The organism is Frankiales bacterium, assembly GCA_016125335.1.
Lineage (GTDB): Bacteria > Actinomycetota > Actinomycetes > S36-B12 > CAIYMF01 > Longivirga.
The window spans coordinates 1-26,482 of record WGLY01000002.1; the positions used below are offsets into that span (position 1 = coordinate 1).

Consider the following 26,482-nt stretch of genomic DNA (forward strand, 5'->3'; position numbering starts at 1 on the left):
GCGGCCGGCAAGGCACTGCGCGCCCAGCGCGGCGGCGCCGAGGCCCTGCGGGCAGGGAACGAGGACGCGGCATCCGGTGCGTGCCGCGCGGATGCCCTGGCTGCCCTCGTGCTCGGGACCCGCGACGAGGAAGGCGAGCTGGTCTACGACGCGTCCCGCACCCAGACCGAGCTGCACGTGGTGATGGACCTCGACACTCTCCGCGGGGAGCGCGAAGGCCTGGCCCTGCTGAACGGCACGCCGATCCCGGCGCCGATCGCGCGGGAGGTCGCCGGAGTCGCCGAGCATTGGCGCCGGCTGGTCGTCGACCCGGTCGACGGGCACCTGCTGGACTACGGCACCCGCCAGTACCTGCCCGCCGCGCTGCGCGAGCACGTGCTGCACCGCGACCCGGTCTGCCGCCGCCCAGGCTGCACACGCAGGGCGCAGGAGATGGACCACGCCCTGCCGTTCCCCGAGGGAGCCAGCGACACCGCCAACTGCGGCGGGCTGTGCTCCCGCTGCCACCAGGTCAAGACCGCCGGGCACGCCACCATCGAGGACAGCGCCCCGGACGGGTCCGGAACGTGGGTCACCCGCTGGCGGCAGCGCATCCGGATCCCCGCACAGCCGGTCCTGGAACCACCGCCACGACCCGCACCGCCGACCGGACCGCCCTCGCCGCCCGGTGGACGACCACGGCCCGACACCGACGAGCCGGCCGGTCACGCGCCCGATGACGGGGCGGCGGACCCGCCAGAACGCCCGCCGTTCTGATCCCATGCCGCGCACGTGACAACCGGACCGAGAGCCGGGCGGTGCTCGAACGCCGCGACCACGGAGTGCCGCCCGCACCGCCCATCCGGCCTGTCCTGCCCCGCTGCGGCCGCGACGGGATGCGGACCGGACGGGACTGGCGCCCGTCGGCGGTGGCGGGAGCAGGTCGCCGCGGCGCCTAGACTCTCGTTCTCGTGACCATCTCCGCCTCGGGCATCGAGCTGCGCGCCGGTGCGCGCCTGCTGCTCGAGGGTGCGAGCTTCCGCATCGGCCCCGGCGACCGGGTCGGCCTCGTGGGCCGCAACGGCGCCGGCAAGACCACGCTGACCCGCGTGCTGGCCGGCGAGGGGGAGCCCGCCGCGGGGTCCGTCGCCCGCAGCGGGCGCATCGGCTACCTGCCGCAGGACCCGCGCGACGTCGACCTCGAGGAGCTCGCCCGCGACCGGATCCTCGCCGCCCGCGGTCTCGACGAGACGGTGCGCCGCATGCGCGCCGCCGAGCAGCGCATGGCCTCCGCCGACGACGCCGCCCGCGAGAAGGCGATGCGGCGCTACTCCAACGCCGAGGCCGACTTCCTGGCCCAGGGCGGCTACGCGGCGGAGGCCGAGGCCGCCGCCATCGCCTCGAGCCTGGGCCTGCCCGAGCGGGTGATGGAGCAGACCCTGGGCACGCTCTCCGGCGGCCAGCGTCGCCGGGTGGAGCTGGCCCGCATCCTGTTCTCGGGCGCGGACACCCTGCTGCTCGACGAGCCCACCAACCACCTCGACGCCGACTCGATCGTCTGGCTGCGCGAGTTCCTGCGGTCCCACAAGGGCGGCCTGCTCGTCATCAGCCACGACGTCGACCTGCTCGAGCACACGGTCAACCGGGTCTTCCACCTCGACGCCAACCGCGCCGAGATCGACGTCTACAACGTCGGCTGGAAGGCCTACCTCACCCAGCGCGAGACCGACGAGCGCCGGCGCAAGCGCGAGCGGGCCAACGCCGAGCGGCAGGCCCAGCACCTCCAGGCGCAGGCCGACCGAATGCGCGCCACCGCCACCAAGGCGCGCGCGGCGCAGAACATGGCGCGTCGCGCCGAGCGGCTGCTCGACGGGCTCGAGGCCGAGCGGCAGAGCGACCGGGTCGCGCGGCTGCGGTTCCCCACGCCGGCCCCCTGCGGCCGCACGCCGCTGCGCGCGCAGGAGCTGTCCAAGTCCTACGGGTCGCTGGAGATCTTCACCGACGTCGACCTCGCGATCGACAAGGGCAGCCGCGTGGTGGTGCTCGGGCTCAACGGTGCCGGCAAGACCACCCTGCTGCGCATCCTGGCCGGCCTCGACCGCCCGGACACCGGCGAGGTGCAGCCCGGTCACGGTCTGCGGCTCGGCTACTACGCCCAGGAGCACGAGACCCTCGACGCCGGGCGCACGGTGCTGGAGAATATGCGCTCCGCCGCCCCGGACATGCTCGAGCCGGACGTGCGCCGCGTGCTCGGCTCGTTCCTGTTCTCCGGCGACACCGTCCACCAGCCCGCGGGCACGCTCTCCGGCGGGGAGAAGACCCGCCTCGCCCTGGCCACGCTGGTCGTGTCCGCCGCCAACGTGCTGCTGCTCGACGAGCCGACCAACAACCTCGACCCGGCCAGCCGCGAGGAGGTCCTCTCGGCGCTGCGCTCCTACGAGGGCGCGATCGTCCTGGTGACGCACGACGAGGGCGCCGTGGAGGCCCTCGACCCCGAGCGCATCCTGCTCCTGCCGGACGGCGTGGAGGACCTCTGGAACCCGGACTACGCCGACCTCGTGGCGCTGGCCTGAGCAGCGCCGCACACGTCCCGGGCACCCTCCGTGACGGTCCCGTGCAGGGCCCCCGGACGAAGATCGTCGAGATTCGGCCGACCGCTTGCGGCCCCGGTGCCCCGGGGTACCGTGACCGGTGGTGGACGACGTCGTGCTCGTCCACCGGCGTGGACCCCGGGAGGCGGCAGTGACGGAGCTCGGCAAGGGTCGTCGCGTGTCCGGCGGCGAGCGGGACAGGCTCGCGGCCGACCTGAAGAAGAAGTACGCCGCGGGCGCCAGCATCCGCGAGCTCGCCGCAGCCACGGGCCGCTCGTACGGCTTCGTGCACCGGGTGCTCAGCGAGTCCGGCGTCACCCTGCGCGGGCGCGGCGGCGCGACCCGCGGGCGGGCCGCGTCCTGACCGCGCAGGCCCCCGCGATCGGGCCGCTCCTCGACGCCGGCGGCGTCCGGGTCGAGTGGACCCGCGCCGACGGCGCCCCCGTCGTCACGGTCACCCTCGACCGGCCCGAGCGGCGCAACGCGCAGACACCGGCCACCTGGCGCGCGCTGGCGGCCGTGGGGGAGCACCTGCCCGAGGGCACCCGTGTCGTGGTGGTGCGCGGCGACGGCCCGTCGTTCTCGGCCGGCATCGACCTGCGGGCGTTCACCCCGGAGGGCATCGACGGCGAGACGGTGTTCGCCGACATCGCGGCGCTCGACGACGCCGAGGCCGCCGAGCGCATCGCCCAGGCGCAGTCGGCGTTCCGCTGGTGGCGCGACCGCGACGACGTCGTGACCGTCGCCGCGGTGCGCGGTGCGGCCGTCGGCGCGGGCTTCCAGCTCGCCCTGGCGTGCGACCTGCGGGTGTGCGCGGACGACGCGCGCTTCGCGATGCGCGAGACGACGCTCGGGATCGTCCCGGACCTCACCGGCACCCACAACCTCGTGCGGCTGGTCGGCTACTCGCGCGCGCTCGAGATCTGCGCGACAGGCCGCTGGGTGCCCGTGGAGGAGGCCGCAGCACTGGGGCTGGCCAACCTCGTCGTGGGTCCGGACGTGCTCGACGCCGCCGTGCACGACCTGGTGGGCACGCTCCTCGCGGCGCCCGCGGCGGCCGTGAGCGCCACCAAGGCGCTGCTGCGGCAGGCCGTCGACACTCCGGCCGACACCGCGCGCCGGGCCGAGCGGGAGACCCAGGTGGGGCTCATCCGGGCGCTCGTCGGCCGCACGTAAGGCGCCGTCCGGGAACAAATCCCGGTCCTCGACACTTGTCCCTGCGGGCCACCGGGCCCGACGACGGTCTGGAGGCCTGCGCGCGTGTCGATGTCCAACCCGCACATGCTCATGCGGTCGTTCCGGCGCGACGACTCGGTGACCGACCGCAAGCTCGCCGAGGGCACCGTGCGCCGGATCCTCGACTACGCCCGGCCCTACTCCTGGCTCGTGGCCGGCTTCCTCGTCACGCTCGTGCTCGACGCCGTCCTCGTGGTGGCGCAGCCACTGCTGTTCCGCCGCATCATCGACCAGGGCGTCACTCCCGGCGACACCTCGGTGGTCACCAGCACCGCGCTGCTCATCGCGCTGATCGCCGTCTTCGACGCCGGGCTCACGCTGGTCGGCCGGTGGTTCTCGTCCCGCATCGGCGAGGGGCTCATCTTCGACCTGCGCACCCAGGTCTACGACCACGTGCAGCGGATGCCGGTGGCGTTCTTCACGCGGGCCCAGACCGGCGCGCTGGTGTCGCGGCTCAACAACGACGTGATCGGCGCCCAGCAGGCCTTCACCTCCACGCTGTCCGGCGTGGTCGGCAACGCGATCAGCCTCGTGGCGGTCGTCATCGCCATGCTGGCGCTGTCGTGGCAGATCACCGTCGCGGCCCTGCTGCTGCTCCCGCTCTTCCTGCTGCCGGCACGCTGGTTCGGCCGCACGCTCCAGGCGATGACGCGCGAGCAGATGCAGCTCAACGCCGAGATGTCCACGCAGATGACCGAGCGGTTCAACGTGGCCGGCGCCCTGCTGGTCAAGCTGTTCGGCCGCCCGGCGGAGGAGGCGGCAGAGTTCTCCGGCCGGTCCGGCCGCGTGCGCGACATCGGCGTGCGGATCGCCATGGCCAACCGAGTCTTCTTCGCCGCGCTCACCCTCGTGGCCGCGCTCGCCACCGCCCTCGTGTACGGGGTCGGCGGCAACCTCGCCATCGCCGGCACGATCACCGTGGGCACCCTGCTCGCGCTGGCCTCGCTGCTCGGGCGCCTCTACGGGCCGCTGACGGCGCTCTCGAACGTGCGCGTCGACGTCATGACGGCCCTCGTGAGCTTCGAGCGGGTGTTCGAGATCCTCGACCTCGAGCCGATGGTCAAGGACCGGCCCGAGGCGGTGGAGGTGGCCGGCGGGCCGTCGACCATCGAGTTCCGCGACGTGCGCTTCCGCTACCCGTCGGCCGAGGACGTGTCGCTGGCCTCGCTGGAGTCGGTCGCGCGGCCCGACGCTGCACCGGTGCGCGACGAGGTGCTGCGCGGCGTCACGTTCACGGCGCACCCGGGGGAGATGGTGGCCCTGGTGGGCCCCTCCGGCGCCGGCAAGACGACGATCACGGGCCTGGTGTCGCGGCTCTACGACGTCACCGACGGCTCCGTGCGCATCAACGGCCACGACGTGCGCGACGTCACCCAGGAGTCGCTGCACGCGCTGGTGGGCGTGGTGACGCAGGACGCCCACATGTTCCACGACACCATCCGGGCCAACCTCGCCTACGCCCGCCCCGGGGCCACGGACGACGAGCTGCGCGCCGCGCTGCGCGACGCGCAGGTGCTCGGCCTGGTGGACGACCTGCCCGACGGGCTCGACACCGTGGTGGGCGACCGCGGCTACCGCCTCTCCGGCGGGGAGAAGCAGCGCATGGCGATCGCGCGGCTGCTGCTCAAGGCGCCCGACGTCGTCGTCCTCGACGAGGCGACCGCGCACCTCGACAGCGAGTCCGAGGTGGCCGTGCAGAAGGCGCTCGCGACCGCGCTCGAGGGCCGCACGTCGCTCGTGATCGCCCACCGGCTCTCGACGATCCGCGAGGCGGACACGATCCTCGTGATCGACGGCGGCCGCGTCGTCGAGCAGGGCCGGCACGAGGACCTGCTGCTGCGCGGCGGCCTGTACGCCGACCTCTACCGGACCCAGTTCGCCACACAGGCGGACCCGGCGCAGCCGCAGGGCGCCGTCTGAGCCCGGCGTTCAGCCGAAGGCGAAGAAGCGCAGCCACAGCCACACCCAGGCGATGCCGACCGTCACGGCGGTGACCACCAGCCCGTAGCGGGTGAACTGCCAGAAGCCGATCCGGTGGCCCGCGCGTGCGGCGACCGCGAGCACCACGACGTTGGCGCTCGCGCCGACGGCGGTGAGGTTGCCGCCGAGGTCCGCGCCGGCGACCAGCGCCCACCACAGCGCGACCGAGTCCGGGTCGCCGGCGTAGTCGGCCACGAGGTCCTCGGTGAGCGGCGCCATGGTGGCGACGAACGGGATGTTGTCCACGATCCCGCCCACGGTGGCGGACAGCCCCAGGATGACCGTGGAGGTCATGAGCAGGTGGTCGCCGAACACCGACGCGACGCCCTGGGCCAGCCGCTCCACCCAGCCCGCCTCGATCAGGGCGCCCACCATCACGAAGAGCCCCACGAAGAAGAGCAGGGTCGACCACTCCACCTGCTGAAGGAACCGGGCCGGTCCGAGGCCGGACAGCGCCACCAGCACGAGGGCACCCACCAGCGCCACCACGGACGGGGCGAGGTGCAGCACCGGGTGCAGCACGAACCCGACGAGCATGACGACGAGGACGGCCACGCTCACCACCAGCAGGCGCAGGTCCGTGATGGCGGCCCGCGGCGAGAGCTCGGCGAGGTCGACGGCGACCGGCCGTGCGTCGCGCAGCGCCCCGGCGAACACCAGGCGCAGCACCAGCAGCAGGACGCCGAGCAGCACCACGGTGAGCGGACCGAGGGTGACCACGAACTGGTCGAAGGTGAGCCCGGCCCGGCTGCCGACGATGATGTTGGGCGGGTCGCCGATCAGGGTGGCCATCCCGCCCACGTTGGACGCGAACACCTCCGCGATCAGGAACGTCACCGGCGGCAGGCCGAGCCGGGTGCACACCACGAGCGTGACCGGTGCCAGCAGCAGCACGGTCGTCACGTTGTCCAGCGCAGCCGAGGCCACCGCGGTGACGACCACGAGGAACGACAGCAGCAGGAACGGACGCCCGCGCGTGACGTGCACGGCCGCGATCGCCACGGCGTCGAACGCGCCGGTCTCGGCCAGCACCGAGACCACCACCATCATCCCGAACAGCAGCCCGATGACGTTCCAGTCGATGCCCGCGGTGCCGGAGAACAGGGCCGTGCGCCAGGGCAGCGCCCCGATGAGGAGCATCGCGGCGGCACCGGCCAGGGCGGCCAGCACGCGGTGGACGCGCTCCGTGGCGATGAGGACGTAGGCCACCACGAAGACGGCGAGCACGACCGCTTCGCGCACCTCGACCTCCGGCAGCCCACGACGGATCCGTCGCCGACCAGGCTTCCCGGCGCGCCACCGCCAGCCTAGGCGCGCCGCCGTCGGGAGGAGAGGTCGTACGTCGGGCGCCGCGCTTGCCGGGCGCCGCGCAGCGGCGCACAGTGACGCCGTGGACAGGACCAGCGCTGCGCGGCTGCTCGGGGTGCCCCTGACGGCCAGCCGCCGCCAGGTCGAGGCCGCCTTCCGCCGCGCGGTGCGCACCGGCCACCCGGACCGGTTCCCGCCCGGCTCGGAGGCCTACGAGGAGGCCACCACCGCGATGGTCGCGCTGACCGAGGCGCGCCGCACGATGACCGGCGGACCGGCGTCCGAGCAGGCCGGGCCGGGCCGCGCCGGCGCGTCGTCGGGCTGGGTGAGCTCGACGGACCTGCCCCCGCGCGACGACGACCCCGTCGTGCCGCCGGAGGTCCACGACCGCCGGATGATGCAGTGGGGGCTGGGCTGGGGCGGCTTCCTCGTCGCCTCGGCGGTGGTGTCCTTCGTCGTCGGCTCGACCGCGCCGACCAACGACGCGCTGCCCCTGTGGAGCCCGGCGCTCCTGCTCATCGGCCTGGCCTGCCTGGTGGTCGGCTGGCGGGCGCGGGGGCGGCTGCCTCGCGGCCGCTGACCGGATCCGCAGCCGGGCCGGGTCAGATGCTGCGCGAGGCCCCGCCGTCGACCGTGAGCAGCGACCCGCTCACGTAGGACGACCGCGGCGAGAGCAGGAACGTCGCGACCGCGCCGAACTCCTCGGGGTCGCCGTAGCGGCCCAGGGGGATCGCGGACTCGTTGCGCCGCCGCACCATGTCGGGGGCGCCGTAGCGCGCGTCGAGGGCGAACACGCGGTCGGTGGCCAGCCGCCCCGGCAGCAGCCCGTTGACGCGGATGCCGCGGGCCCCGAGCTCGTCGGCGAGGTCCTTGACCAGCATCGCCAGCCCGGGGCGCAGCCCGTTGCTGGTGGACAGGCCCGGGACGACCTCGCGCGCGCTGGAGGAGAGGACGAAGACGATCGAGCCGCCGGTGCCCGGCAGGTCGAGCGGGTCGCCGCTCATGGCGTTGGCCGCGGCGCGGGCGACGCGCAGCGCCCCGAGGAAGACGGTCTCGAAGGCCGCGCGCCAGGTGTCGTCGTCGGTGGTCATGGGCGTGCCGCCGGCGGGGCCGCCGACGCTCACCAGCAGGCCGTCGAGGCGCCCGTAGCGGGCGACCGCCGCCGCGACCACGCGCTCGGCCGAGGCCGGGTCGGCGAGGTCGGCGGTGAGGCCCACCGCGGACGCCCCGCCGCCGAGCAGCGCGACGGCCTCGTCGAGCGCCTGCTGGTCGCGCGCGGCGAGCACGACGTGCGCGCCCTCGGCGACGAGCCCCTGCGCGGTCGCCAGGCCGAGCCCGCGCGACCCCCCGGTCACGACGAAGACGCGGTCCTTGAGCCCCAGGTCCATGTGCCGATTGTGCCGGTCCGGGCGGGCCGCCGAGCCCGACGACACGGCCGAACGGGTGACGGCGAGCCCGATCCGCGTGAGCAACCAGTCACCGAGCGTGTCCGGATCGGGGTCGCGCGGCGGGGCTCAGGGGGCCGGGGCGTCCTGGACCGGCACCTCGCGGGCGGCCTCCGGGCGGCCCGGCGCGCCCGCGCCCGGGTCTGCGCCGGCCGCCGTGTCGCCGCCGGCGGCGCTGTCGCCGGACGGGTCGCCGTAGGCCTCGCGGCGGGCCAGCACCACGAAGCCCACCACGGCGACCACCGCGAAGAGGATCCACTGCATCGCGTACGACAGGTGCGGGCCGTCGTCGAGCTCCGGAAGCGGGATCGGGGTCAGGGCGGTCGACTCGGCCGGGGTCGAGGAGACCAGGTCGACGTAGGCGGGGTAGGCGGGCGCGCCGTCGGCCACGAGGCGCACGTCGAGGTCGGTGACCTGGCCCGCCGGCAGGTCCGCCGGCTGCGGGCGGGGAGCCTGCTCGCTGACCCGGATCCGGCCGACGATGCTCACCCGGCCCGCCGGTGCGGGCGGCACGTCCGGGGTGGCGCCGGCACCGGACACCGCCTCGACCCAGCCGCGGTCGACGACCAGCACGGTGCCGCTGTCGGTGACGAACGGCGTGGCCACCCAGAACCCGTTGCGCCCCTGCAGCGGGCGCTTGCGCACGAGCACCTGGCGGGCCTGGTCGTAGTGGCCCGTGGCGCTCACCTGGCGCCACGTGACCGCGTCGCCGACGCTGCCGATGTCCGCGCCCGGATCGAGCAGCTGCCCCACGGGCACGGGCGGCGTGGAGGCGTTGGCCGTGACCACCGCGTTGTAGTGGCGGCGCTCGTCGAGCCGGGACAGCTGCCAGCGCGAGAGCAGGATGAACGAGGGGACGATCACGACGACGAGGAAGCCCAGCGCCAGCCAGCGCGGCTGGCGCAGGAACCCGTAGCCGTTCACGGGGTCCAGGGTAGGTCGGGCGCGAGGCCCCGGCGGCCAGGGGTGGCCAGGGCGGACGGCAGCGCGGTGCGGGCCGTCAGTGCCTGCCCCGGCCGAGGGCGCGGCGGTCGGACCGGAACGCGATGGTGAAGCCGCCGCGGTCGCTCAGCTCGCGGCCCGCGTTGGCCATGACGACCGCGATGTAGGGCAGGCCGACCGCTCCGACGGCCAGCACCCAGCGCCACGGGGACGGCGCGAGCACCGCGCCGACGACGCAGGCCGTGCGGATGGCCATCGTGACCAGGTACCGGCGGGTGCGTCCGGACTGGTCGTCCGTGAGCGAGACGCCGGCGTCGGTGATCCGGTGGACCTCGGGCTCGATGCTCACGCGCCCACGGTAGGTCCCGCCGGGCGATCCGGCGAGCGCGGGTCGGGGCCCCGGCGAGGGCACCTGCCGGGGCCGGCATGGGCCAGGATGACCCCATGAGCAACCGCACCTACCGCGTGACCGAGATCGTGGGCACCTCGCCGGACGGCATCGACCAGGCCATCCGCAACGGCATCGCCCGCGCCAGCCAGTCCCTGCGCCACCTCGACTGGTTCGAGGTCACCGAGATCCGCGGCAACATCCGCGACGGGGAGGTGGCCCACGTGCAGGTCGGCATGAAGGTGGGCTTCCGCCTCGAGGACTCGTGACGCGGGTCGACCGACCCGGGCCCGGCGTCCGCGAGGTGCGCGTCACGGACCTCGAGATGACCGACCCGTCGGCGCTGCGGCCGGCGCGGCCGCCCGACGTCGAGGCCACGCTCGTCCTGGCGCGGCGCCCGGCCCCCGAGCTGTCGCGGTTCCTCTACCGCGCGGTGGGCGGCGACTGGTACTGGCTCGACCGGATCGACTGGACCCTGGACCAGTGGACCGACTGGGTCCGCGCCCCCGGGCACCAGCTGTGGACCTGCTGGGTGGACGGCACGCCGGCCGGCTACGCCGAGCTGCACCCCGACTCACCGGGCAGCCTCGAGCTCGCGTACTTCGGGCTGCTGCCCGGCTACTCCGGGCTGGGGCTCGGCGGATGGCTGCTGACCGAGGCGGTGCAGCGGGCCTGGTCCACCGAGGGCACCCGGCGGGTGTGGCTGCACACCTGCGAGCTCGACGCGCCGGCCGCGCTGCACAACTACCGCGCCCGGGGCTTCGTGGAGTGCGGCTCCTCGGTGGAGCTGTGGGACACCCGGGAGCCGAGCCCGGGCCCCTGGCGCGGCGCCCGCGGGCCTGCGGCGTCGCGCCCTCAGGACGCCTGGGAGACCGTGGAAAAGTTGTAGTCCGCGACCACCAGCGGCGGCATCAGCGACCGGTTGAAGTAGTCGGCCATCTCGCGGGCCAGGGTGCCGGTGGGGGTGCCGGCGTCGAGCACCCGGCCGAGCACGGCGACGGGGGAGTCGTTGAACCGGAAGTTCGTCACCGCCCCGACCACCTCGCCGCCGCGCACGCGGTAGACGCCGTCGCGGGTGAGTCCGGTCAGCAGCAGCGTCTGGGCGTCGACGATGCGGTTGTACCAGAGGCAGGTCACCAGCAGGCCGTCGTCGGTGCGCGCGACGACGTCGGCCAGGGACCCGCTCCCGCCGGACACCTCGAGGGCCAGGTTGCCGATCGCCGGGCGCACCGGCAGGCCGGTCTCGGCGGCGGTGTGCCGCGAGGTGACCAGGTGCGTGAGCACCCCGTCGGCGATCCACGACGTCGGGCCGAGCTCGAGCCCGTCGTCGAACACGCTGCGGGCGCCCGAGGAGGTGCCGGTGGCCACGAACGGCAGCGTCTCGAAGCCCGGCAGGTGCGGGTCGCTGCGCAGCGTCACCCGCGGGTCGGCGACCTGCTGGCCCACGCGCGTGCCCCCGCCGGCACCGCTCCACACGCTGCTGCCGTCCGCGGCGTCGCGCCCCACGGACGCCCAGTAGAGCTCGATCATGAGGTCGGCGACGGCGCTGGGCGTGAGGACGGCGGTGTGCCGGCCGGGGGCCACCTCGACCGAGCGCTCCTGCCACGCCAGGCCCTGGCGCAGCTCCGCGTCGAGCGCCGCGACGTCGAACGCACCGGCGTCGTGACCGGCGCGACCGGCCCAGCTCGAGCGGGTGCGGCCGTGGCTCTTGGCGGTCTGCTCCAGGCGTCCCTCCGGCTCGGCGTGGCGCAATCGCAGCCCGGAGGAGGTGCCCAGGTGCACGGTGCTCACGACCTGCTCGGCGTAGCCGAACAGCTCGATGCCGTCCCGCGCGGCCGAGCCGAACGTGTCGCCGAGGGCGGGGGCGAGCGAGGCGAACACGGCGCTGGTGGCGACCTGCACCGGGTCGTCCCAGTCCGGGGACGCGGGGCGGTCGTCGACGAGGGGCGCGGCGTCCTCGGCGGGCCGCTCCGCAGCCGCCACCGCCTCCGCCCGGCGGACGAGGTCCTCGAGGCCGGCCGCGTCGGGCGCGCTCGCGGTCACCGAGCCGACGCCGACGCCTCCGGGGACGTCGGCGAGCGCGACGACGGTGACCGCGGTGGCGAGGGTCTCGCCGTTGGTCGTCAGCGTGGTGCGGGCCCAGCGCAGGTTGGCCACGCTCTGGCTGCGCACCAGGACGATGCAGCCGCGCGTGCGCGAGAGGGCCAGGGCCCGCTCGACGATCTCCTGCGGCGTCATGCGCCCGCCTCCTGACGGCTGTTGAGGATGTTCACCTGCTCGAACACCGCCGCCGGGCACCCGTGGGACACCGCCGCGACCTGCCCGGGCTGGCCCTTGCCGCAGTTGAACGCCCCGCCGAGCAGGTACGTCGAGGGGCCGCCCAGGGCGCGCATCGAGCCCCAGAAGTCCGTGGTGGTGGCCTGGTAGGCGACGTCCTTGAGCTGCCCCACCACCCGGCCCCCGCGGACGCGGTGGAACCGCTGGCCGGTGAACTGGAAGTTGAACCGCTGCATGTCGATGGACCACGACTTGTCGCCGACGACGTAGATGCCGTCGTCCACCCCGGCGAGCAGCCCGTCGAGGTCCGGGCCGGCGGGGTCGGGCTTCAGCGACACGTTGGGCATCCGCTGGATCGCGGTGTGCGCGGCGCTGTCGGCGTAGGCGCAGCCGTTGGACCGGGGCAGCGAGAACTCGGCGGCCATCGCGCGGTCGAGCTGGTAGCCCACCAGGACGCCGTCGCGCACGATGTCCCAGGACTGGGCCGCGACGCCCTCGTCGTCCCACCCGACGGTGGACAGCCCGTGGGTGGTCACGCGGTCGCCGGTGACGTTCATGAGCGGCGAGCCGTAGCGCAGGGTGCCCAGGCCGTCCGGCGTGGCGAACGACGTGCCCGCGTAGTTCGCCTCGTAGCCGAGCGCACGGTCGAGCTCGGTCGCGTGGCCGATCGACTCGTGGATCGTGAGCCACAGGTTCGTGGGGTCCACCACCAGGTCGTAGCGTCCGGGCTCGACCGAGGGCGCCAGCGTCTTCTCGTGCAGCAGGTCGCCCAGCCCGGCCAGCTCGGCGTCCCAGTCCCAGGCGCGGGCGCCGTCGACGCTCGACGCCGTGCCGGCGAGGTACTCCCAGCCGCGACCGGCCGGCGGCGCGGTGGTGGACATGGTCTCGAAGGCCCCGGTCGCCGGGTCGACCGCCACGGCCACGACGTCGGACTGCATCCGCACCCGCTGCTGCGCGATCCGCGTGCCGGCGGAGTCGGCGTAGAACACCTGCTCCTTCACCGCGGTGGCCGACGCCGTCACGTGGGTGACGACCGGGTGCGAGAGCAGCGCGGCGCTGCGGGCGGCGAGCAGGTCGACCCGCTCGGCGGCGGGCACGGCGAACGGGTCGAGGTCGTACGCGGAGACCCAGTGGCCGACGTGCACCGGCTCGGGCGCCAGCTCCACGCGCGCGGTGGCGAGCGGGGCGCTGACGCGGGCCAGCGCCACGGCCTGGTCGGCGAGCGCGACGGCGACGTCGGGGTGCACGACGTCGGAGCTCGCGAAGCCCCAGCACCCGTCCACGACGACGCGCACGGCGAGGCCCGCGTCGCGGTCGAGCAGGGCGGAGTCGAGCCGCGCGTCGCGCAGGCTCGACTCCCACGTGTGCAGGGCGACCACGCGGACGTCGGCGTGGGAGGCGCCGAGCTCGCGCGCACGGGTGAGCGCGGAGTCGGCGCAGGCGTCGAGCGGCAGCGCGAGGAAGTCGGCGTCGACCTCCCGCGCCGGCGCCGGCGTCACGAGCGGTGCTCGTCGAGGTGGGGCGCCAGCACGACCTTGCCGGTCGTCCGGCGCTCGCGCATGGCCTCGTGGGCCGCGCGCGCCCGCTCCAGCGGGTAGACGTGCCCCTCCAGCGGGCGCAGCCGTCCGTCGGCCACCATCGCCATCAGCTCGGCCATGGGGGCGGCGACCATCGACGGGATGCGGTCGGGCCGCAGGCAGTCCATGAGCCAGAAGCCGACGATCGAGTGCGACCCGATCATGAGCGAGGTGGGGTGCACCGGCGCGGGCTGCACGCGGGAGGCCATGCCGAAGGTGACGATGCGGCCGAACGGCGCCAGCGCGGAGAGGCTGCCGTCGAACGAGGTCCCGCCGACCATCTCGAACACCACGTCCACGGGCGAGTGGCCGTTGGCCTCGACGAGGCGGGTCTTGACGTCGTGCGCGTTGAGCGAGCCGTCGAGCAGGACGCCGACGTCGGCGCCGAGGTCCGCGGCCAGGTCGAGCTTGTCCTGCGTGGACGCGGTCGCGATGACCCGGCCGGCGCCGGCCGCCTTGGCCAGCTGCACCGCCAGGTTGCCGACGCCGCCCGCCGCGGCGTGGACCACCACGGTCTCGCCGGGGGCGACGCGGGCGCAGGTGCGCACGAGGTGCCAGGCGGTGAGCCCCTGCACGAGCAGGGAGAGCGCCTGCGTGTCGGTGACGGACGCGGGCACGTCGAACGCGAGGCCCTTGCGGACCACGGCCAGCTCGGCGTAGCCGCCGCCCCTGCTCACGAAGCCGCACACCCGGCGCGGCAGGCCACCGGGGTCGACGACGTCGCCGACCACCTCGCCGCCGGGCACGAACGGCAGGCTGCTGCTGGACAGGTACGTGTTCTCCGCCTGGTGCGTGTCGGCGTAGTTGACGCCTGCGCCGGACACCCGCACGAGCAGCTCGTCGTGGTGGGGGACCGGGTCGCTGACCACCGCGGGGACGAGGACCTCGGGGCCGCCGAACTGCCTGACCTGGATCGCTCTCATGGCCCGACCCTAGCCCGGCTCCGCGCGCGTGCCGCGTCGGCACCGTTCCGTCGTACCCGCGGGTAACGGATAGCGTCGCGTCGCGCCCGGGACCCCCCGGGCCCGTCGACGGGAGGGTCGGTCGTGGATCGAGTGGTGCTGGTCACCGGGGGCAACCGCGGCATCGGCCTGGCCATCGCGCGGGCCTTCGTGGCGGAGGGCGACCGGGTGGCGATCACGGCCCGCTCCGGCGAGCTGCCGGCTGAGCTGGCCGGCAGCGGCGTGCTCGCCGTGGCGGCCGACGTCACCGACACCGCGAGCGTGGACGCCGCCTTCGACCGCGTGGAGGCCGAGCTCGGCCCCGTCGAGGTCGTGGTCGCCAACGCCGGGGTCACCCGCGACGGCCTGGTGATGCGCCTGAGCGACGAGGACGTCGACACCGTGATCGACACCAATCTCGTCGGGGCGCTGCGCGTGGCGCGCCGGGCCAGCAAGGGCCTGCTGCGGCTGCGCCGGGGCCGCATCGTCCTGGTGTCCAGCGTCGTGGGCCTGCTCGGCTCCGCCGGACAGGCCAACTACGCGGCGTCCAAGGCCGGTCTCGTGGGGCTGGCCCGCAGCCTGGCCCGCGAGCTGGGCAGCCGCGGGATCACGGCGAACGTGGTCGCCCCCGGGTTCGTCGACACCGACATGACGCAGGCGCTGCCCGACGAGCGCCGGGCCGAGATCGTGGGGCAGGTGCCGCTCGGCCGCTACGCCACCCCCGACGAGATCGCTGCCGTAGTGGTGTTCCTGGCCTCCGACGCCGCGGCGTACATCACCGGAGCGGTCGTGCCGGTCGACGGCGGCCTCGGGATGGGCCACTGACCGCACCGGCCGGGCACCGGGCTGGTTGACTCGCGGGGGCACAGCGCACCGCACGCGACAGGAAGGAACGCACCATGGGGATCCTCGAGGGCAAGCGGCTGCTCGTCACGGGCGTGCTGACCGACTCCTCGATCGCCTTCCACGTGGCGAGGCTGGCCCAGGAGGAGGGTGCCACGGTCGTGCTGTCCTCGTTCGGCCGCGCGCTGTCCATCACCAACCGGATCGCCGGCCGGCTGCCCACCCCGGTGCCGGTGGTCGAGCTCGACGTCACCGACGACGCGCACCTCGCCGCGCTGCCGGACCGCCTCGGCCAGCACGTCGACCGGCTCGACGGCGTGCTGCACTCGATCGCGTTCGCGCCGGAGGCCGCCCTGGGCGGCAACTTCCTGCACACCGAGTGGCCCGACGTCGCCACGGCGGTGCAGGTGTCGGCGTACTCGCTGAAGTCCCTCACGATGGCGTGCCTGCCCCTCATGACGGGGGAGGAACGCACCTCGTCGGTGGTCGGGCTCGACTTCGACGCGCAGATCGCCTGGCCCAAGTACGACTGGATGGGGGTGGCCAAGGCGGCGCTGGAGTCGACCGCCCGCTACCTCGCCCGCGACCTCGGCCCGCAGGGCGTGCGCGTGAACCTCGTCGCCGCGGGGCCCATCCGCACCATGGCGGCCAAGTCCATCCCCGGCTTCGACGAGTTCGAGGAGGTCTGGGGCCAGCGCGCCGCGCTCGGCTGGGACCTGGGCGACCCGGAGCCCGCGGCGCGCGCGTGCGTGGCACTGATGTCGGACTGGTTCCCCAAGACCACCGGCGAGATCGTCCACGTCGACGGCGGGGTGCACGCGATCGGCGGCTGACCGTCCCGGTGGCGCCGCGCGTGCCGGAACGGCGTTCCGGCATGCTGGCCCCGTGCCGAGGTCGAGGCAGCCGCGGGACCGCCACTACGAGCAGGTGGCCGTCCGACCGCTCCAGTACCACTCGCGCAACGCGCGTCGCCTCGTCATCGCGCTCGTCGCGCTCTCGGCGGTGCTGGTCGTCGGCACGCTCGGGTACGTCCTGCTGGGCATCGACCTGCTCGACGCGGCGTACCAGACCGTCACGACGGTCACCACCATCGGCTTCCGCGAGGTCGTGGACTTCGGCCCCGCGCAGAAGATCTACACGATGGTGCTGGCCCTCGTCGGGGTCGGCACGGTGCTCTACACGCTCACCCTGACCCTCGAGCTCGTGCTCGAGGGCCAGCTCGGCAACCTCTGGGGGCGACGCCAGATGCAGCGCGACATCGACCGGCTCGAGGGCCACGCCGTCGTGTGCGGCTGGGGGAGGGTCGGCAAGGCGGCCGCGGAGCAGCTCGCCCGCGCCGGGCAGGCCGTGGTGATCATCGACCGCGACGAGGAGCGGCTCGGCAGCTGCCCCTATCCGCACATCCTCGGCGACGCGACCGACGACGAAGTGCTGCGTGCGGCCGGCATCCGCCTGGCCCGCACGCTGGTCGCCTCGCTCGACAACGACGCGGGCAGCGTCTACGTGGTGCTGTCGGCGCGGTCGCTGAACCCGGACCTCTTCGTCATCGCGCGCTCGCGCACCGACGACGCCGAGCCCAAGTTCGTCCGCGCGGGCGCGGACCGCGTGGTCAACCCGCAGCGGATCGGGGGCAACCGCATCGCCGCCTTCGCCGAGTCGCCGTACGTCGTGGACTTCCTCGACGTCGTGATGCACGAGGGCAGCAACGAGTTCCGGATGGTCGACGTCGAGGTGCAGGACGGGTCGGCGCTCCAGGGCTCGACCGTGGCCGACACCCGGGCCCGCGAGGGCGGTGCTGCGATCCTGCTCGCGCTGCGCACCGACGGCCGCTTCGTCACCAACCCGGCGCCGAGCACGGTGGTGGGGCCCGGCGACGTGCTGATCGCGGTGGGCACCGAGGAGCAGATCCGCGACCTGCGCCGCCAGGCGGCGCGGTCGTGACGGCCGGGGAGCCGGGTCCCGCGCGCACCCTCGTGGTGCTGCGGCACGCGAAGTCGGCGTACCCGCCCGGGGTGCCCGACCACGACCGTCCGCTCTCGCCGCGCGGGGTGGCGGACGCCCGCGCGACGGGCGCCTGGCTGCGCGACCGGTTCCCCGCGCTCGACCACGTGGTGGTCTCCAGCGCCCGGCGCACCCGCGGCACCTGGACCCTCGTGGCGGCGGAGGTCGGCTACATCGGGGCGGCCGGCTACGACGTCGCGTCGCCGGGGCCGCTCACCGTCGACCCGCGGGTCTACGACGCCACCGCCGACGAGCTGCTGACCGTGCTGCGCGAGCTGCCCGACCGGGTGGCCACCGCCGTGCTGGTCGGCCACAACCCGGGGTGCGAGGACCTCGTCCGGCTGCTCGCGGGGGAGCGCGACCCGGACGCCGCGGCGGCGCTGGACGTGAAGTACCCGACCGCCGGCGCCGCGGTGCTCGAGACCCGCGTGCCCTGGGCCGCGCTAGCGCCGGGGGACGCCCGGCTGGCCGAGTTCGTGGTGAACCGGGGCGAGGCGGCTCCGCCGTACGGATGACGCCGTCGCCGGCGCGGCAGCCGTAGAGTCGCGGCGCGGCAGTCCGGCCGCCGATCCCGGCGACCTCGCCGGAACAGACAGGGGACCCCTCGCATGCCCGCCCCGCGCACCCGCGTCCTCGCCGCGACCGCCCTCGCCCTGGCCCTCTCGGCGCTGCTGCCGGCCACCCGCGCCTCCGCGGCGCCGGCCGACTGCGCCACCACCCTGGCGCCGGTGCTCGCGGCCTCCGACGCCGAGCTCGGCTACTCCGGCGTCGTCCGGCTCGGGCTCGGGTCCGACCGGCTCGAGGCGTGGTCGATCTGGAACTCCGTGCAGGTCGCCGCGGCCGTGCACGTCCGGCTGTCCAGCCAGATCCCCACGACCCCGCCGTTCACCGTGGCCATCGACACCTCGGCGTACGACTCGACGCGGGCGGAGTGGGTGTCGCTGAACCGCGAGGACCGCACGCGCGACGAGGCCAGGGCCCTGGTGCTGCTGCACCGCCGCGAGCCGGTGTTCCTCGAGAACGTCGGCCGCCGCACGCCCGAGCAGGTGCACCTGTCCACGGCGTGGCCGAGCCACGACGTCGCGAGCGTGCTCCCGGCGGGCCTGCCGGTGACCGCCACGGCCCCGGGCACGGACGGCGGAACCGTGTACACCTGCTCCGACGCCGGAACGACGCTGACCGCCGTCGTGGACCCCGCGGGGCGGCTCGAGCGGCTCACGGGGACGCTCCCCGCGGGCAGCGTCGGCGGCCCCGCGCTCACGGCGTCGCTGCAGCGCCAGGTGCGCTCCGCCGTGCGCCACGGCTCCGCCACGGCGACGACCGACACGGAATCCGTCTCGCTCGCCTACACCTACGGGCTGCGGCAGGTCCGCCTCCCCTCGGCGGCACGCAGCGTGACGGAGACGATGCTGCGCCGGGCGATCGAGTCGCTGCACCTGCGCGCGTCGGTCCGCTCCGTGGCCGACGCCGTGTCGCGCGCGGCCAAGCTCGCGGTCACCCCGCGCCACCCGCACGTGACCGTCGCCGACCTCGTGCGCCTCGCGGCCGGACAGGTGCGCCGCTACGACGCGCGGCACCTCGTGCCCCTGCGCGCGGGCACCCACCCCACCGGGGTGTGGATCGCGGCGACGGACCCGTTCTCGGGCGGCCGGATCGCCTACTCGGTGCTCGTCGTCAACGGCACCTCGGCGGTCCACCGCGTGGCGTGACGACGTCGCTCAGCCGCGGCCCGGCGGCACCGGCGGTGCCGGGGTGGGCGTGCCGGCGGCGGCGTCGGCCGCCTCGACCTCCTCGCGCGTGATGCCGAGCAGGTAGAGCACCGGGTCGAGGAACGGCACGGTGATCCCGGTGTGGGCCTGCGCCCGCACCACCGGCTTGGCGTTGAAGGCCACGCCGAGCCCGGCCGTCGAGAGCATGTCGAGGTCGTTGGCGCCGTCGCCGATGGCGATCGTGCGCTCGAGCGGGATCCCGTCCAGCGCCGCGATCTCGCGCAGCGCGGCGGCCTTCCCGGCCCGGTCGACGACCGGCCCGAGCACCCGGCCGGTGAGCCGGCCGTCCGCGACCTCGAGGGAGTTGGCCCGCACGTGGTGGATGCCGAGCTCGGCCGCGAGCGGGCGCACCACCTCGGCGAAGCCGCCGGACACCACGGCGACCCGGAAGCCGAGCCGGGTCAGCGTCCGCACCAGCGTCCGCGCGCCGGGGGTCAGGCGCACGTCCTGGCGGACCTCGTCGAGCGCGGAGACGGGCACGCCCGCCAGCAGGGCGACGCGCTCGTGCAGCGACCCGGCGAAGTCGAGCTCGCCGCACATCGCGCGCTCGGTGATGCCGCGCACCTCGTCCTCGCGCCCGGCGCGGCGGGCGATGAGCTCGATCACCTCGTCCTGGATGAGCGTCGAGTCGACGTCCATCACCACGAGGTACGTGCCCCGGCCCCGCATCCCCGCCGGCTGCACCGCGACGTCCACGCCGAGGGACGACGACTCGGCGGTCAGCGCGTCGCGCAGGGCGCGCAGGTCCGCGCCGCCGACCGTCAGCTCGATCGCGGTCACGGGGTAGGCGGCCGTGCGCACGATCCGCTCGATGTTGCCGCCCTCGGCCGAGATGCTGCTCGCCAGGCCGCTCAGCGCCGCCGGGGCCAGCGGGTGGCCGAGCACCGTGACGAGCAGGCGGCCGCGGCGCCGGACGTCGTGCTCGGCCGCGCCCAGCGTCACCTCGGCGTCCATGCCGGTCCCCTCGAGGGCGGCCACGGCGGTGCGCCCGGCCGCCTCGAGCTCGAGCACGGCCCCGTGCTGCAGCGACGCGGCGGGCGCGACCAGGATCCCCAGGGTGAGCCGGCCCCGGATCACCACCTGCTCCACGTCGACGACGTCGACCTCGTGCGCCGCGAGCGCGGAGCACACGAGGGCGGTCACTCCCGGCCGGTCGGGGCCGGTGACGGTGACCAGCAGCGTGCGGGGGACGTCGTCGGGGTCGAGGTCGGGCTCGGGCGCCATGGTGCGGCGAGCCTAGCGAGCCGCGCCGTCGCCGCCCCGCGGCGGCTCGGCCGCGGCGGAGTACCCGGCGCACAGGGCGTAGCGGGCGGCCGTGCGCAGGGGGCGCAGCGCCTGCGCACGCCCGGCCGCCTCGCCCGCGGTCACGGCGGCGCCGTCGCCCTCGGCGGCCACGGTGAGGATGCCGAGCAGGCGCGAGGCGCCGGCCACCATCCGCTGCGCCCGCGCCGGCAGCGACGCCGGAAGGTCGATGCGGCGCACGCTGCGGTCGATCGCCACGAGCCGCGGGCCGACGGCGTCGCGACCCGAGGCGACGTCGAGGGCGTCCAGGTCGGCGGTGGTGGCGCGCAGCGCCTCCGACAGCCCGCGGTCGGCCTCGGCCAGCGACGGCAGGCCCGCGGGCGGCACGGCCCACGCGGCCGCGTGGACGTCCCAGCGCACCACGTCGCCCCGGTCCGCCGCCGACACCGTGGGCACCAGCGCCAGGGGCGCCACCTCGGGCGGCCCGACCGTGAGCACGGCGCAGCCCGCGGCCACCGCGGCGTCGGTCGTCGTCCGCGGGCCGGGCAGGCCGGTGGGGTCGCCCGGCTCGGGCAGCACCAGCCGCAGCCCGGTGACGCCCGACGCGCGCAGCCGGCCCAGGGCCACCGCGAGCGACACCGCGTCCGGCTCGTCCGGGACGCCGGTGACGCGGTGGAGGGCGTCGGCGTGCACCGTGCGCTCGACGCACTCGTCGAGGCTGGCCGCGCCGCCCAGGTAGGCGTTGCCCCAGCAGGTGAGGGCTCCGGGGCGGAAGGACACGAGCACCCGGCAACCCTAGGTCGGTGCCCGCTCACTAGTGTTCGGCGGGTGAGCGACGTCCTGCGGTTCCTCGACGTCGAGGTCGTGCGCGGCGGCTCGCGCATCGTCGCCGGCGTGTCCTGGGACGTCGCGGAGGGGGAGCGCTGGGTGGTGCTCGGGCCCAACGGCGCGGGCAAGACCACCCTGCTCGCCCTGGCCGCCACGCTCATGCACCCCACCCGCGGCACCGTCGAGGTGCTCGACGAGCCGCTCGGGCGCACGGACGTCTTCGAGCTGCGGCCGCGCATCGGCCTGGCCAGCGCCGCCCTCGCCGAGCGCATCCCGCCGCAGGAGCGGGTGGCCGACGTCGTCGTGACGGCGGCGTACGCCGTGACCGGGCGCTGGCGCGAGGGCTACGAGGGCGGCGACCACGCCCGCGCCGCGGCCCTCCTCGACCAGCTGGGGGTCGGCGCGCTGGCCGACCGCACCTTCGGGACCCTCAGCGAGGGCGAGCGCAAGCGGGTGCAGGTCGCCCGCGCGCTCATGACCGACCCCGAGCTGCTGCTGCTCGACGAGCCCGCCGCCGGCCTCGACCTCGGCGGCCGCGAGGACCTCGTGCGCCGCCTCGGCGAGATCGCCGCCGACGACGAGGCGCCCACGACGGTGCTCGTGACCCACCACGTCGAGGAGATCCCGGTCGGGTTCACCCACGCCCTGCTGCTGCGGCAGGGGAGCGCGGTGGCCCAGGGCCCGGTGGACGAGGTGCTCACCGCCGAGAACCTGGGCGCCACCTTCGGCCTGGCCCTCGAGGTCGAGCGGCGCGGCGAGCGCTGGTCGGCCCGCGCGCGCTGAGACGCGACTGCGACCGGCCGGCCGCGGCGCGCCGCCGTCGCCCGGGCGAATCCAGCGGGCGTCCCGACGCCACCGCCCTACGATCGGGGTATGGACGCCTGGGTCTGGTGGCTCATCGCCACGGCGGTGCTCGTGGTCGGCGAGATGCTGACGACGAGCCTCGTGCTGGCGATGATCGCGGGCGGCACGGCCGCCGCGGGCGTGGTGGCCGCGATCGGCGGCGGACCCGCGGTGCAGGTGGCCGCGTTCGCGCTCGTCTCGCTCGCCCTGCTCGTCGGGGTGCGCCCCGTCGCCCGCCGCCACCTGCGCACGCCGTTCGCGCTGCGCACCGGCGTCGCCTCCCTGGTGGGGTCGGAGGCCGAGGTCGTCGCCGAGGTCGACGGCCGCGACGGACGCATCAAGCTCTCCGGCGAGGTCTGGTCGGCCCGCGCCTACGACGGTCAGAGCAGCTACGCCGCCGGCACGGTCGTCCATGTCGTCGAGATCTCCGGAGCCACGGCGCTCGTCGCCTGAGCCCCGGCAGCAGCGGGTGCGTCGCCGCACCCGTCCACGTCCCAGGAAGGGGATGCCGTGATCGCGGACATCGCGGGAGGAACGGTGGCGGGACTCGTCATCGCCGCCCTTGTCGTCATCGTCGTGCTCGTCACGCTCGCGAAGGCGGTGCGCATCGTGCCGCAGGCACGTGCGGGCATCGTCGAGCGCCTCGGCCGCTACCACCGCACCCTGGTGCCCGGGCTGTCGCTGCTCATCCCGTACATCGACCGGCTCAAGCCGCTCGTCGACATGCGCGAGCAGGTCGTCTCGTTCCCGCCGCAGCCGGTCATCACCGAGGACAACCTCGTCGTCAACATCGACTCCGTCATCTACTTCCAGGTCACCGACGCCAAGGCCGCGATGTACGAGATCGCGAGCCCCATCACCGGCATCGAGCAGCTCACCGTCACCACGCTGCGCAACGTCATCGGCGGCATGGACCTCGAGCGCACGCTGACCTCGCGCGAGGAGATCAACAACGCGCTGCGCGGCGTCCTCGACGAGGCGACGGGCAAGTGGGGGATCCGGGTCAACCGCGTGGAGCTCAAGGCGATCGACCCGCCCTCGAGCGTGCAGGACTCGATGGAGAAGCAGATGCGCGCCGAGCGGGAGAAGCGCGCGCAGATCCTCACCGCCGAGGGCACCAAGCAGTCGCAGATCCTCACCGCCGAGGGCGAGCGGCAGTCGGCCATCCTGCGGGCCGAGGGCGACGCCCAGGCCCGCATCCTGCGCGCGGACGGCGAGGCCCAGGCCATCCAGAAGGTGTTCGACGCGATCCACGCCGGCGACGCCGACGCGCAGGTGCTGGCCTACCAGTACATCCAGGCGCTGCCGAGCCTGGCGAACGGGACGGCCAACAAGGTCTGGGTGATCCCGGCCGAGCTCTCGACCGCGATGTCGAACCTGAGCCAGGCCTTCGGCATGACGACGCGGCCGGCGCCGGACGCCGTCCAGGCGGCCCCCGAGGGGGACGCGCGCTGAGGTGAACCTGCTGCTCCTCGCGGGGGCAGGTGTCGCGGCCGGCGCGGTCAACGCCGCCATCGGGAGCGGGACGCTGCTGACCTACCCGCTCCTGCTGGCGGCCGGGCTGCCCCCGGTGGTGGCCAACGGGACCAACACCACGGGGATCGCGCCGGGCAACGTGTTCGGCGCCTGGGGCTACCGGCGCGAGATGGCCGGGCGCGGCCGGCGCGTGGCAGCGATGGCGGCGCTGGTCGGGGTCGGGGCCGTCGCCGGGGCGTCCCTCGTGCTGCTCCTGCCCTCGAGCGTGTTCGAGGGCGTGGTGCCGTGGCTGATCCTCGCCGCCTGCGCGCTCGTCCTGGTCCAGCCCACGATCGTGCGCCGGCTGCGCGCCCGCGGCGTGGAGCCGGCCTCCGCCCCGTCGTGGCTGCTCGCGCCGGTGCTGGTCGGCGTCGGCCTCTACGGCGGCTACTTCGGCGCCGCCCAGGGGATCGTGCTGATCGCGGTGCTCGGCGCGCTCTACGACCCGGACCTCCAGCGCACCAACGCGGCCAAGCAGGTCCTCCAAGGCGTGGCGAACGGGGTCGCCGCCGTGGTCTTCGTCGTCGCGGCGTCGGTCGACTGGGGGGCGGCCGTCGCCCTCGGCGTCGGCGCCTCGATCGGAGGCATGGTGGGCGCGCCGCTGGCCCGCCGGCTCCCGGACCCGGTGCTGCGCGGCATCATCGTGGCCGTGGGACTCGTCGCGGCCGTCGTCAGCATCGTGCGGCGCTGAGTCCCGTGGCGCAGCGCGTCGACGTCGTCGACCCCCACGACCCCCGGCTGTCGGACTACACCGGGCTGACGGACGTCGCGCTGCGCTCCGTCCGCGAGCCGGCCGAGGGGCTGTTCCTCGGCGAGGGCGAGAAGGTCGTGCGCCGGGCGCTCGCGGCGGGGTACCGGCCGCGCTCGCTGCTCACCGCGGCGAAGTGGCTGCCCTCGCTCGAGGACGCCCTGGCCGGGCACGACTGCCCGGTCTTCGTGGCCGACGACGACGTGCTGCGCGCCGTCACGGGGTACCGCGTGCACCGCGGGGTGCTGGCGTCGCTGGAGCGGCGCCCGCTGCCGTCGCTCACGGACCTCGTCGCCCCGGCGCGACGGGTGGTGGTTCTCGAGGACCTCGTCGACCACACCAACGTCGGGGCGGTGTTCCGCAACGCGGCGGCGCTGGGGTTCGACGCCGTCGTGGTGAGCCCGGGATGCGCCGACCCCCTCTACCGCCGCAGCGTCAAGGTGTCGATGGGCACCGTCCTCGCCGTGCCCTGGACGCGCGCCGAGGCCTGGCCGGACGCCCTGGACACCATGCGGCACAACGGATTCCGGCTGGTCGCGATGTCGCCGGACCCGTCCGGCACCGCCCTGCCTGCGGCGGACCTGCGCGGCCGGGTGGCCGTGCTGCTGGGCACGGAGGGCGACGGGCTGAGCGCCGCCGCGCTCGAGCGGTGCGACGAGCGCGTGCGCATCCCCATGGCCGCCGGCGTCGACAGCCTCAACGTCGCGGCGGCGAGCGCGGTGGTCCTCTACGCCGTGGGCGCGGCCGACGACATGCCCGGCCTGGCAGGCTCGGGCCATGGCTGAGACCACCGGCAGGATCCTCGTGCTCCGCCACGGCGAGACGGAGTGGAGCCGCGAGCGCCGCCACACCGGGCGCACGGACCTGCCGCTCACGCCCGAGGGCGAGGCGGCCGCACGCGCGGCGGGGGAGCGGCTGGCGGGCTGGCGCGGGGCGGTGGTGCTGTGCAGCCCGCTGCAGCGGGCGAGGCGCACCGCCGAGCTCGCCGGCCTGGCCGCGACGGTCGACGACGACCTCGTCGAGTGGGACTACGGCGCGGCCGAGGGACGCACCACGGCGGAGATGCGCCGCGAGGTGCCCGGCTGGACGGTCTGGACCGCGGGCGCGGAGCTGGGGGAGAGCATCGACGAGGTCGCCCGGCGGGCCGCACGCGTGCTGGACCGCTGCCGGCCGGTCCTCGCCGGCGGGCGCGACGTCGTCCTCGTCGCCCACGCGCACCTGCTGCGCATCCTCGCCGTGACGTGGATCGAGCAGCCGCCCACCACGGCGGCGCACCTGGTGCTGGGTGCGACCGGCACCGGCGTCCTCGCCGACGACCTCGGCATCCCCGTGCTCGAGTCCTGGAACCCCTGAGGCGGTACGGCCGGGTCAGCCCGCCTCGCGGCTGTCCTCGCGGCTGTTCTCGCTCCTGCTCTCCCGGCGGGAGCGGCGCACGCGCCAGACGACGACGGCGACCACCACGACGATGGCCACGCCGATCGCGAGGTCGCGCCCCACCACGGCCTCGACACGCGCGTAGGAGTTCCCCGCGACGTAGCCGAGCACCACGAACGCCACGCCCCACACCAGGCCGCCGGCGGCGTTGTAGGGGAGGAACCGGCGGTAGGGCATGCGGGCGAGGCCCGCCAGCGCCGGCATGACGGCGCGGAAGAACGCCACGAACCGGCCGAGGAACACCGCGGCACCACCGCGTCGGGCCAGGAAGTCCTGCGCGTCACCCAGCCGCTCCTGGTGACGGCGCAGCGGCCGGGTCTCCAGGAGCCGGGGGCCGAAGCGGCGGCCCACCTCGTAGCCCACGCTGTCGCCCACGATCGCGGCGACGACCACGACGGCGCACATCGCCACGAGCGACACGTGCCCGCGGCTGGCCGACACGCCGCCGAGCACCGCCGCGGTCTCGCCGGGCACGACGAAGCCGACGAACAGGGCGTCCTCGACGAACACCAGGGCCGCGACGACGGAGTACACGATCCAGGCGTTCTCGGTGAGCAGCTGATCCAGGGAACCGAGCACATGCCACGCTCTCCCG

General features: G+C 75.3%; 29 protein-coding genes. 19 read left to right on the forward strand and 10 right to left on the reverse strand.

The window, feature by feature from the left end:
* From GC157_00855 to GC157_00875, 5 genes are all read left to right on the forward strand, one after another.
* Positions 1-756 (forward strand): hypothetical protein (locus tag GC157_00855; GenBank protein ID MBI1376025.1); only part of this gene is annotated, 756 nt, incomplete at its 5' end.
* A 200-nt stretch (positions 757-956) separates the two neighbouring features.
* Complete coding sequence (locus tag GC157_00860) at positions 957-2,552, forward strand: ATP-binding cassette domain-containing protein (GenBank protein MBI1376026.1); 1,596 nt, start codon at positions 957-959, stop codon at positions 2,550-2,552.
* A gap of 169 nt (positions 2,553-2,721) precedes the next feature.
* Complete coding sequence (locus GC157_00865; protein ID MBI1376027.1) at positions 2,722-2,934, forward strand: transcriptional regulator; 213 nt, start codon at positions 2,722-2,724, stop codon at positions 2,932-2,934.
* Entirely contained in the window at positions 2,931-3,746 is an 816-nt protein-coding gene (locus GC157_00870; GenBank protein MBI1376028.1) for an enoyl-CoA hydratase/isomerase family protein, read from the forward strand. Before GC157_00865 ends, GC157_00870 begins: the two co-directional genes overlap by 4 nt.
* Before the next feature lie 90 nt (positions 3,747-3,836).
* Positions 3,837-5,726 (forward strand): ATP-binding cassette domain-containing protein, encoded by a 1,890-nt coding sequence (locus tag GC157_00875; GenBank protein ID MBI1376029.1) that lies wholly within the window; start codon positions 3,837-3,839, stop codon positions 5,724-5,726.
* Positions 5,727-5,735: 9 nt separating this feature from the next.
* Here GC157_00875 and GC157_00880 read toward each other — a convergent pair whose 3' ends face one another.
* Positions 5,736-7,028 carry a hypothetical protein gene (locus tag GC157_00880; protein ID MBI1376030.1) on the reverse strand — a complete coding sequence of 431 codons (1,293 nt, stop codon included), beginning with the start codon at positions 7,026-7,028 and terminating at the stop codon, positions 5,736-5,738.
* Between the two features lie 148 nt (positions 7,029-7,176).
* Here GC157_00880 and GC157_00885 point away from each other — a divergent pair, with 148 nt between their 5' ends.
* Positions 7,177-7,674 carry a hypothetical protein gene (locus GC157_00885; GenBank protein MBI1376031.1) on the forward strand — a complete coding sequence of 166 codons (498 nt, stop codon included), beginning with the start codon at positions 7,177-7,179 and terminating at the stop codon, positions 7,672-7,674.
* A 22-nt stretch (positions 7,675-7,696) separates the two neighbouring features.
* Here GC157_00885 and GC157_00890 read toward each other — a convergent pair whose 3' ends face one another.
* From GC157_00890 to GC157_00900, 3 genes are all read right to left on the reverse strand, one after another.
* A complete protein-coding gene (locus tag GC157_00890) occupies positions 7,697-8,482 on the reverse strand; it encodes an SDR family oxidoreductase (GenBank protein ID MBI1376032.1) in 786 nt (261 codons plus the stop codon).
* 126 nt (positions 8,483-8,608) lie between these two features.
* Positions 8,609-9,472, reverse strand: a complete 864-nt coding sequence (locus tag GC157_00895; GenBank protein MBI1376033.1) for an SURF1 family protein — start codon at positions 9,470-9,472, stop codon at positions 8,609-8,611.
* A gap of 67 nt (positions 9,473-9,539) precedes the next feature.
* Complete coding sequence (locus GC157_00900) at positions 9,540-9,830, reverse strand: DUF3099 domain-containing protein (GenBank protein MBI1376034.1); 291 nt, start codon at positions 9,828-9,830, stop codon at positions 9,540-9,542.
* Positions 9,831-9,925: 95 nt separating this feature from the next.
* On the opposite strand from GC157_00900, the gene GC157_00905 reads away from it, so the two are divergent.
* Entirely contained in the window at positions 9,926-10,138 is a 213-nt protein-coding gene (locus tag GC157_00905) for a dodecin family protein (GenBank protein MBI1376035.1), read from the forward strand.
* 56 nt (positions 10,139-10,194) lie between these two features.
* Positions 10,195-10,758 (forward strand): GNAT family N-acetyltransferase, encoded by a 564-nt coding sequence (locus GC157_00910; protein MBI1376036.1) that lies wholly within the window; start codon positions 10,195-10,197, stop codon positions 10,756-10,758.
* Here the strand turns inward: GC157_00910 and GC157_00915 are convergent.
* The 3 genes from GC157_00915 to GC157_00925 are packed head-to-tail and all read right to left on the reverse strand — an operon-like array spanning position 10,725 to position 14,646.
* The gene (locus GC157_00915; GenBank protein MBI1376037.1) at positions 10,725-12,107 is read right to left on the reverse strand and encodes a TldD/PmbA family protein; all 1,383 of its coding nucleotides are present in this window, start codon (positions 12,105-12,107) and stop codon (positions 10,725-10,727) included. The genes GC157_00910 and GC157_00915 overlap by 34 nt on opposite strands.
* A complete protein-coding gene (locus GC157_00920) occupies positions 12,104-13,645 on the reverse strand; it encodes a TldD/PmbA family protein (protein ID MBI1376038.1) in 1,542 nt (513 codons plus the stop codon). Before GC157_00920 ends, GC157_00915 begins: the two co-directional genes overlap by 4 nt.
* Positions 13,642-14,646 carry a zinc-binding dehydrogenase gene (locus GC157_00925; protein MBI1376039.1) on the reverse strand — a complete coding sequence of 335 codons (1,005 nt, stop codon included), beginning with the start codon at positions 14,644-14,646 and terminating at the stop codon, positions 13,642-13,644. The genes GC157_00920 and GC157_00925 overlap by 4 nt, the downstream gene beginning before the upstream one ends.
* Positions 14,647-14,769: 123 nt before the next feature.
* Here GC157_00925 and GC157_00930 point away from each other — a divergent pair, with 123 nt between their 5' ends.
* The 5 genes from GC157_00930 (at position 14,770) to GC157_00950 (ending at position 19,217) form a co-directional block, all read left to right on the forward strand.
* On the forward strand, positions 14,770-15,489 hold the full coding sequence (locus tag GC157_00930) for an SDR family oxidoreductase (protein ID MBI1376040.1): 720 nt from the start codon (positions 14,770-14,772) through the stop codon (positions 15,487-15,489).
* 74 nt (positions 15,490-15,563) lie between these two features.
* Positions 15,564-16,340: an enoyl-ACP reductase FabI gene (fabI, locus tag GC157_00935; GenBank protein ID MBI1376041.1), complete on the forward strand. Its 777-nt coding sequence runs from the start codon at positions 15,564-15,566 to the stop codon at positions 16,338-16,340.
* A 94-nt stretch (positions 16,341-16,434) separates the two neighbouring features.
* Positions 16,435-17,448: a potassium channel protein gene (locus tag GC157_00940; protein MBI1376042.1), complete on the forward strand. Its 1,014-nt coding sequence runs from the start codon at positions 16,435-16,437 to the stop codon at positions 17,446-17,448.
* Positions 17,445-18,023 (forward strand): histidine phosphatase family protein, encoded by a 579-nt coding sequence (locus GC157_00945; GenBank protein ID MBI1376043.1) that lies wholly within the window; start codon positions 17,445-17,447, stop codon positions 18,021-18,023. Before GC157_00940 ends, GC157_00945 begins: the two co-directional genes overlap by 4 nt.
* Before the next feature lie 93 nt (positions 18,024-18,116).
* Positions 18,117-19,217 carry a hypothetical protein gene (locus GC157_00950; protein MBI1376044.1) on the forward strand — a complete coding sequence of 367 codons (1,101 nt, stop codon included), beginning with the start codon at positions 18,117-18,119 and terminating at the stop codon, positions 19,215-19,217.
* A 9-nt stretch (positions 19,218-19,226) separates the two neighbouring features.
* On the opposite strand, the gene serB is transcribed toward GC157_00950, so the two are convergent.
* The gene (serB, locus tag GC157_00955; protein MBI1376045.1) at positions 19,227-20,501 is read right to left on the reverse strand and encodes a phosphoserine phosphatase SerB; all 1,275 of its coding nucleotides are present in this window, start codon (positions 20,499-20,501) and stop codon (positions 19,227-19,229) included.
* Between the two features lie 12 nt (positions 20,502-20,513).
* A complete protein-coding gene (locus GC157_00960) occupies positions 20,514-21,305 on the reverse strand; it encodes a hypothetical protein (protein MBI1376046.1) in 792 nt (263 codons plus the stop codon).
* Between the two features lie 42 nt (positions 21,306-21,347).
* On the opposite strand from GC157_00960, the gene GC157_00965 reads away from it, so the two are divergent.
* From GC157_00965 to GC157_00990, 6 genes are all read left to right on the forward strand, one after another.
* Positions 21,348-22,130 carry an ATP-binding cassette domain-containing protein gene (locus GC157_00965; protein ID MBI1376047.1) on the forward strand — a complete coding sequence of 261 codons (783 nt, stop codon included), beginning with the start codon at positions 21,348-21,350 and terminating at the stop codon, positions 22,128-22,130.
* A 90-nt stretch (positions 22,131-22,220) separates the two neighbouring features.
* Positions 22,221-22,643: an NfeD family protein gene (locus GC157_00970; protein ID MBI1376048.1), complete on the forward strand. Its 423-nt coding sequence runs from the start codon at positions 22,221-22,223 to the stop codon at positions 22,641-22,643.
* 60 nt (positions 22,644-22,703) lie between these two features.
* Entirely contained in the window at positions 22,704-23,645 is a 942-nt protein-coding gene (locus GC157_00975) for an SPFH/Band 7/PHB domain protein (GenBank protein ID MBI1376049.1), read from the forward strand.
* 10 nt (positions 23,646-23,655) lie between these two features.
* Positions 23,656-24,396, forward strand: a complete 741-nt coding sequence (locus GC157_00980; GenBank protein MBI1376050.1) for a TSUP family transporter — start codon at positions 23,656-23,658, stop codon at positions 24,394-24,396.
* A gap of 5 nt (positions 24,397-24,401) precedes the next feature.
* Positions 24,402-25,238 (forward strand): rRNA methyltransferase, encoded by an 837-nt coding sequence (locus GC157_00985; protein ID MBI1376051.1) that lies wholly within the window; start codon positions 24,402-24,404, stop codon positions 25,236-25,238.
* A complete protein-coding gene (locus GC157_00990; GenBank protein ID MBI1376052.1) occupies positions 25,231-25,806 on the forward strand; it encodes a histidine phosphatase family protein in 576 nt (191 codons plus the stop codon). Before GC157_00985 ends, GC157_00990 begins: the two co-directional genes overlap by 8 nt.
* A 15-nt stretch (positions 25,807-25,821) precedes the next feature.
* Here GC157_00990 and GC157_00995 read toward each other — a convergent pair whose 3' ends face one another.
* Positions 25,822-26,466, reverse strand: coding sequence for a DedA family protein (locus tag GC157_00995; protein ID MBI1376053.1), 645 nt, complete (start codon positions 26,464-26,466; stop codon positions 25,822-25,824).
* Positions 26,467-26,482 lie beyond the last annotated feature (16 nt).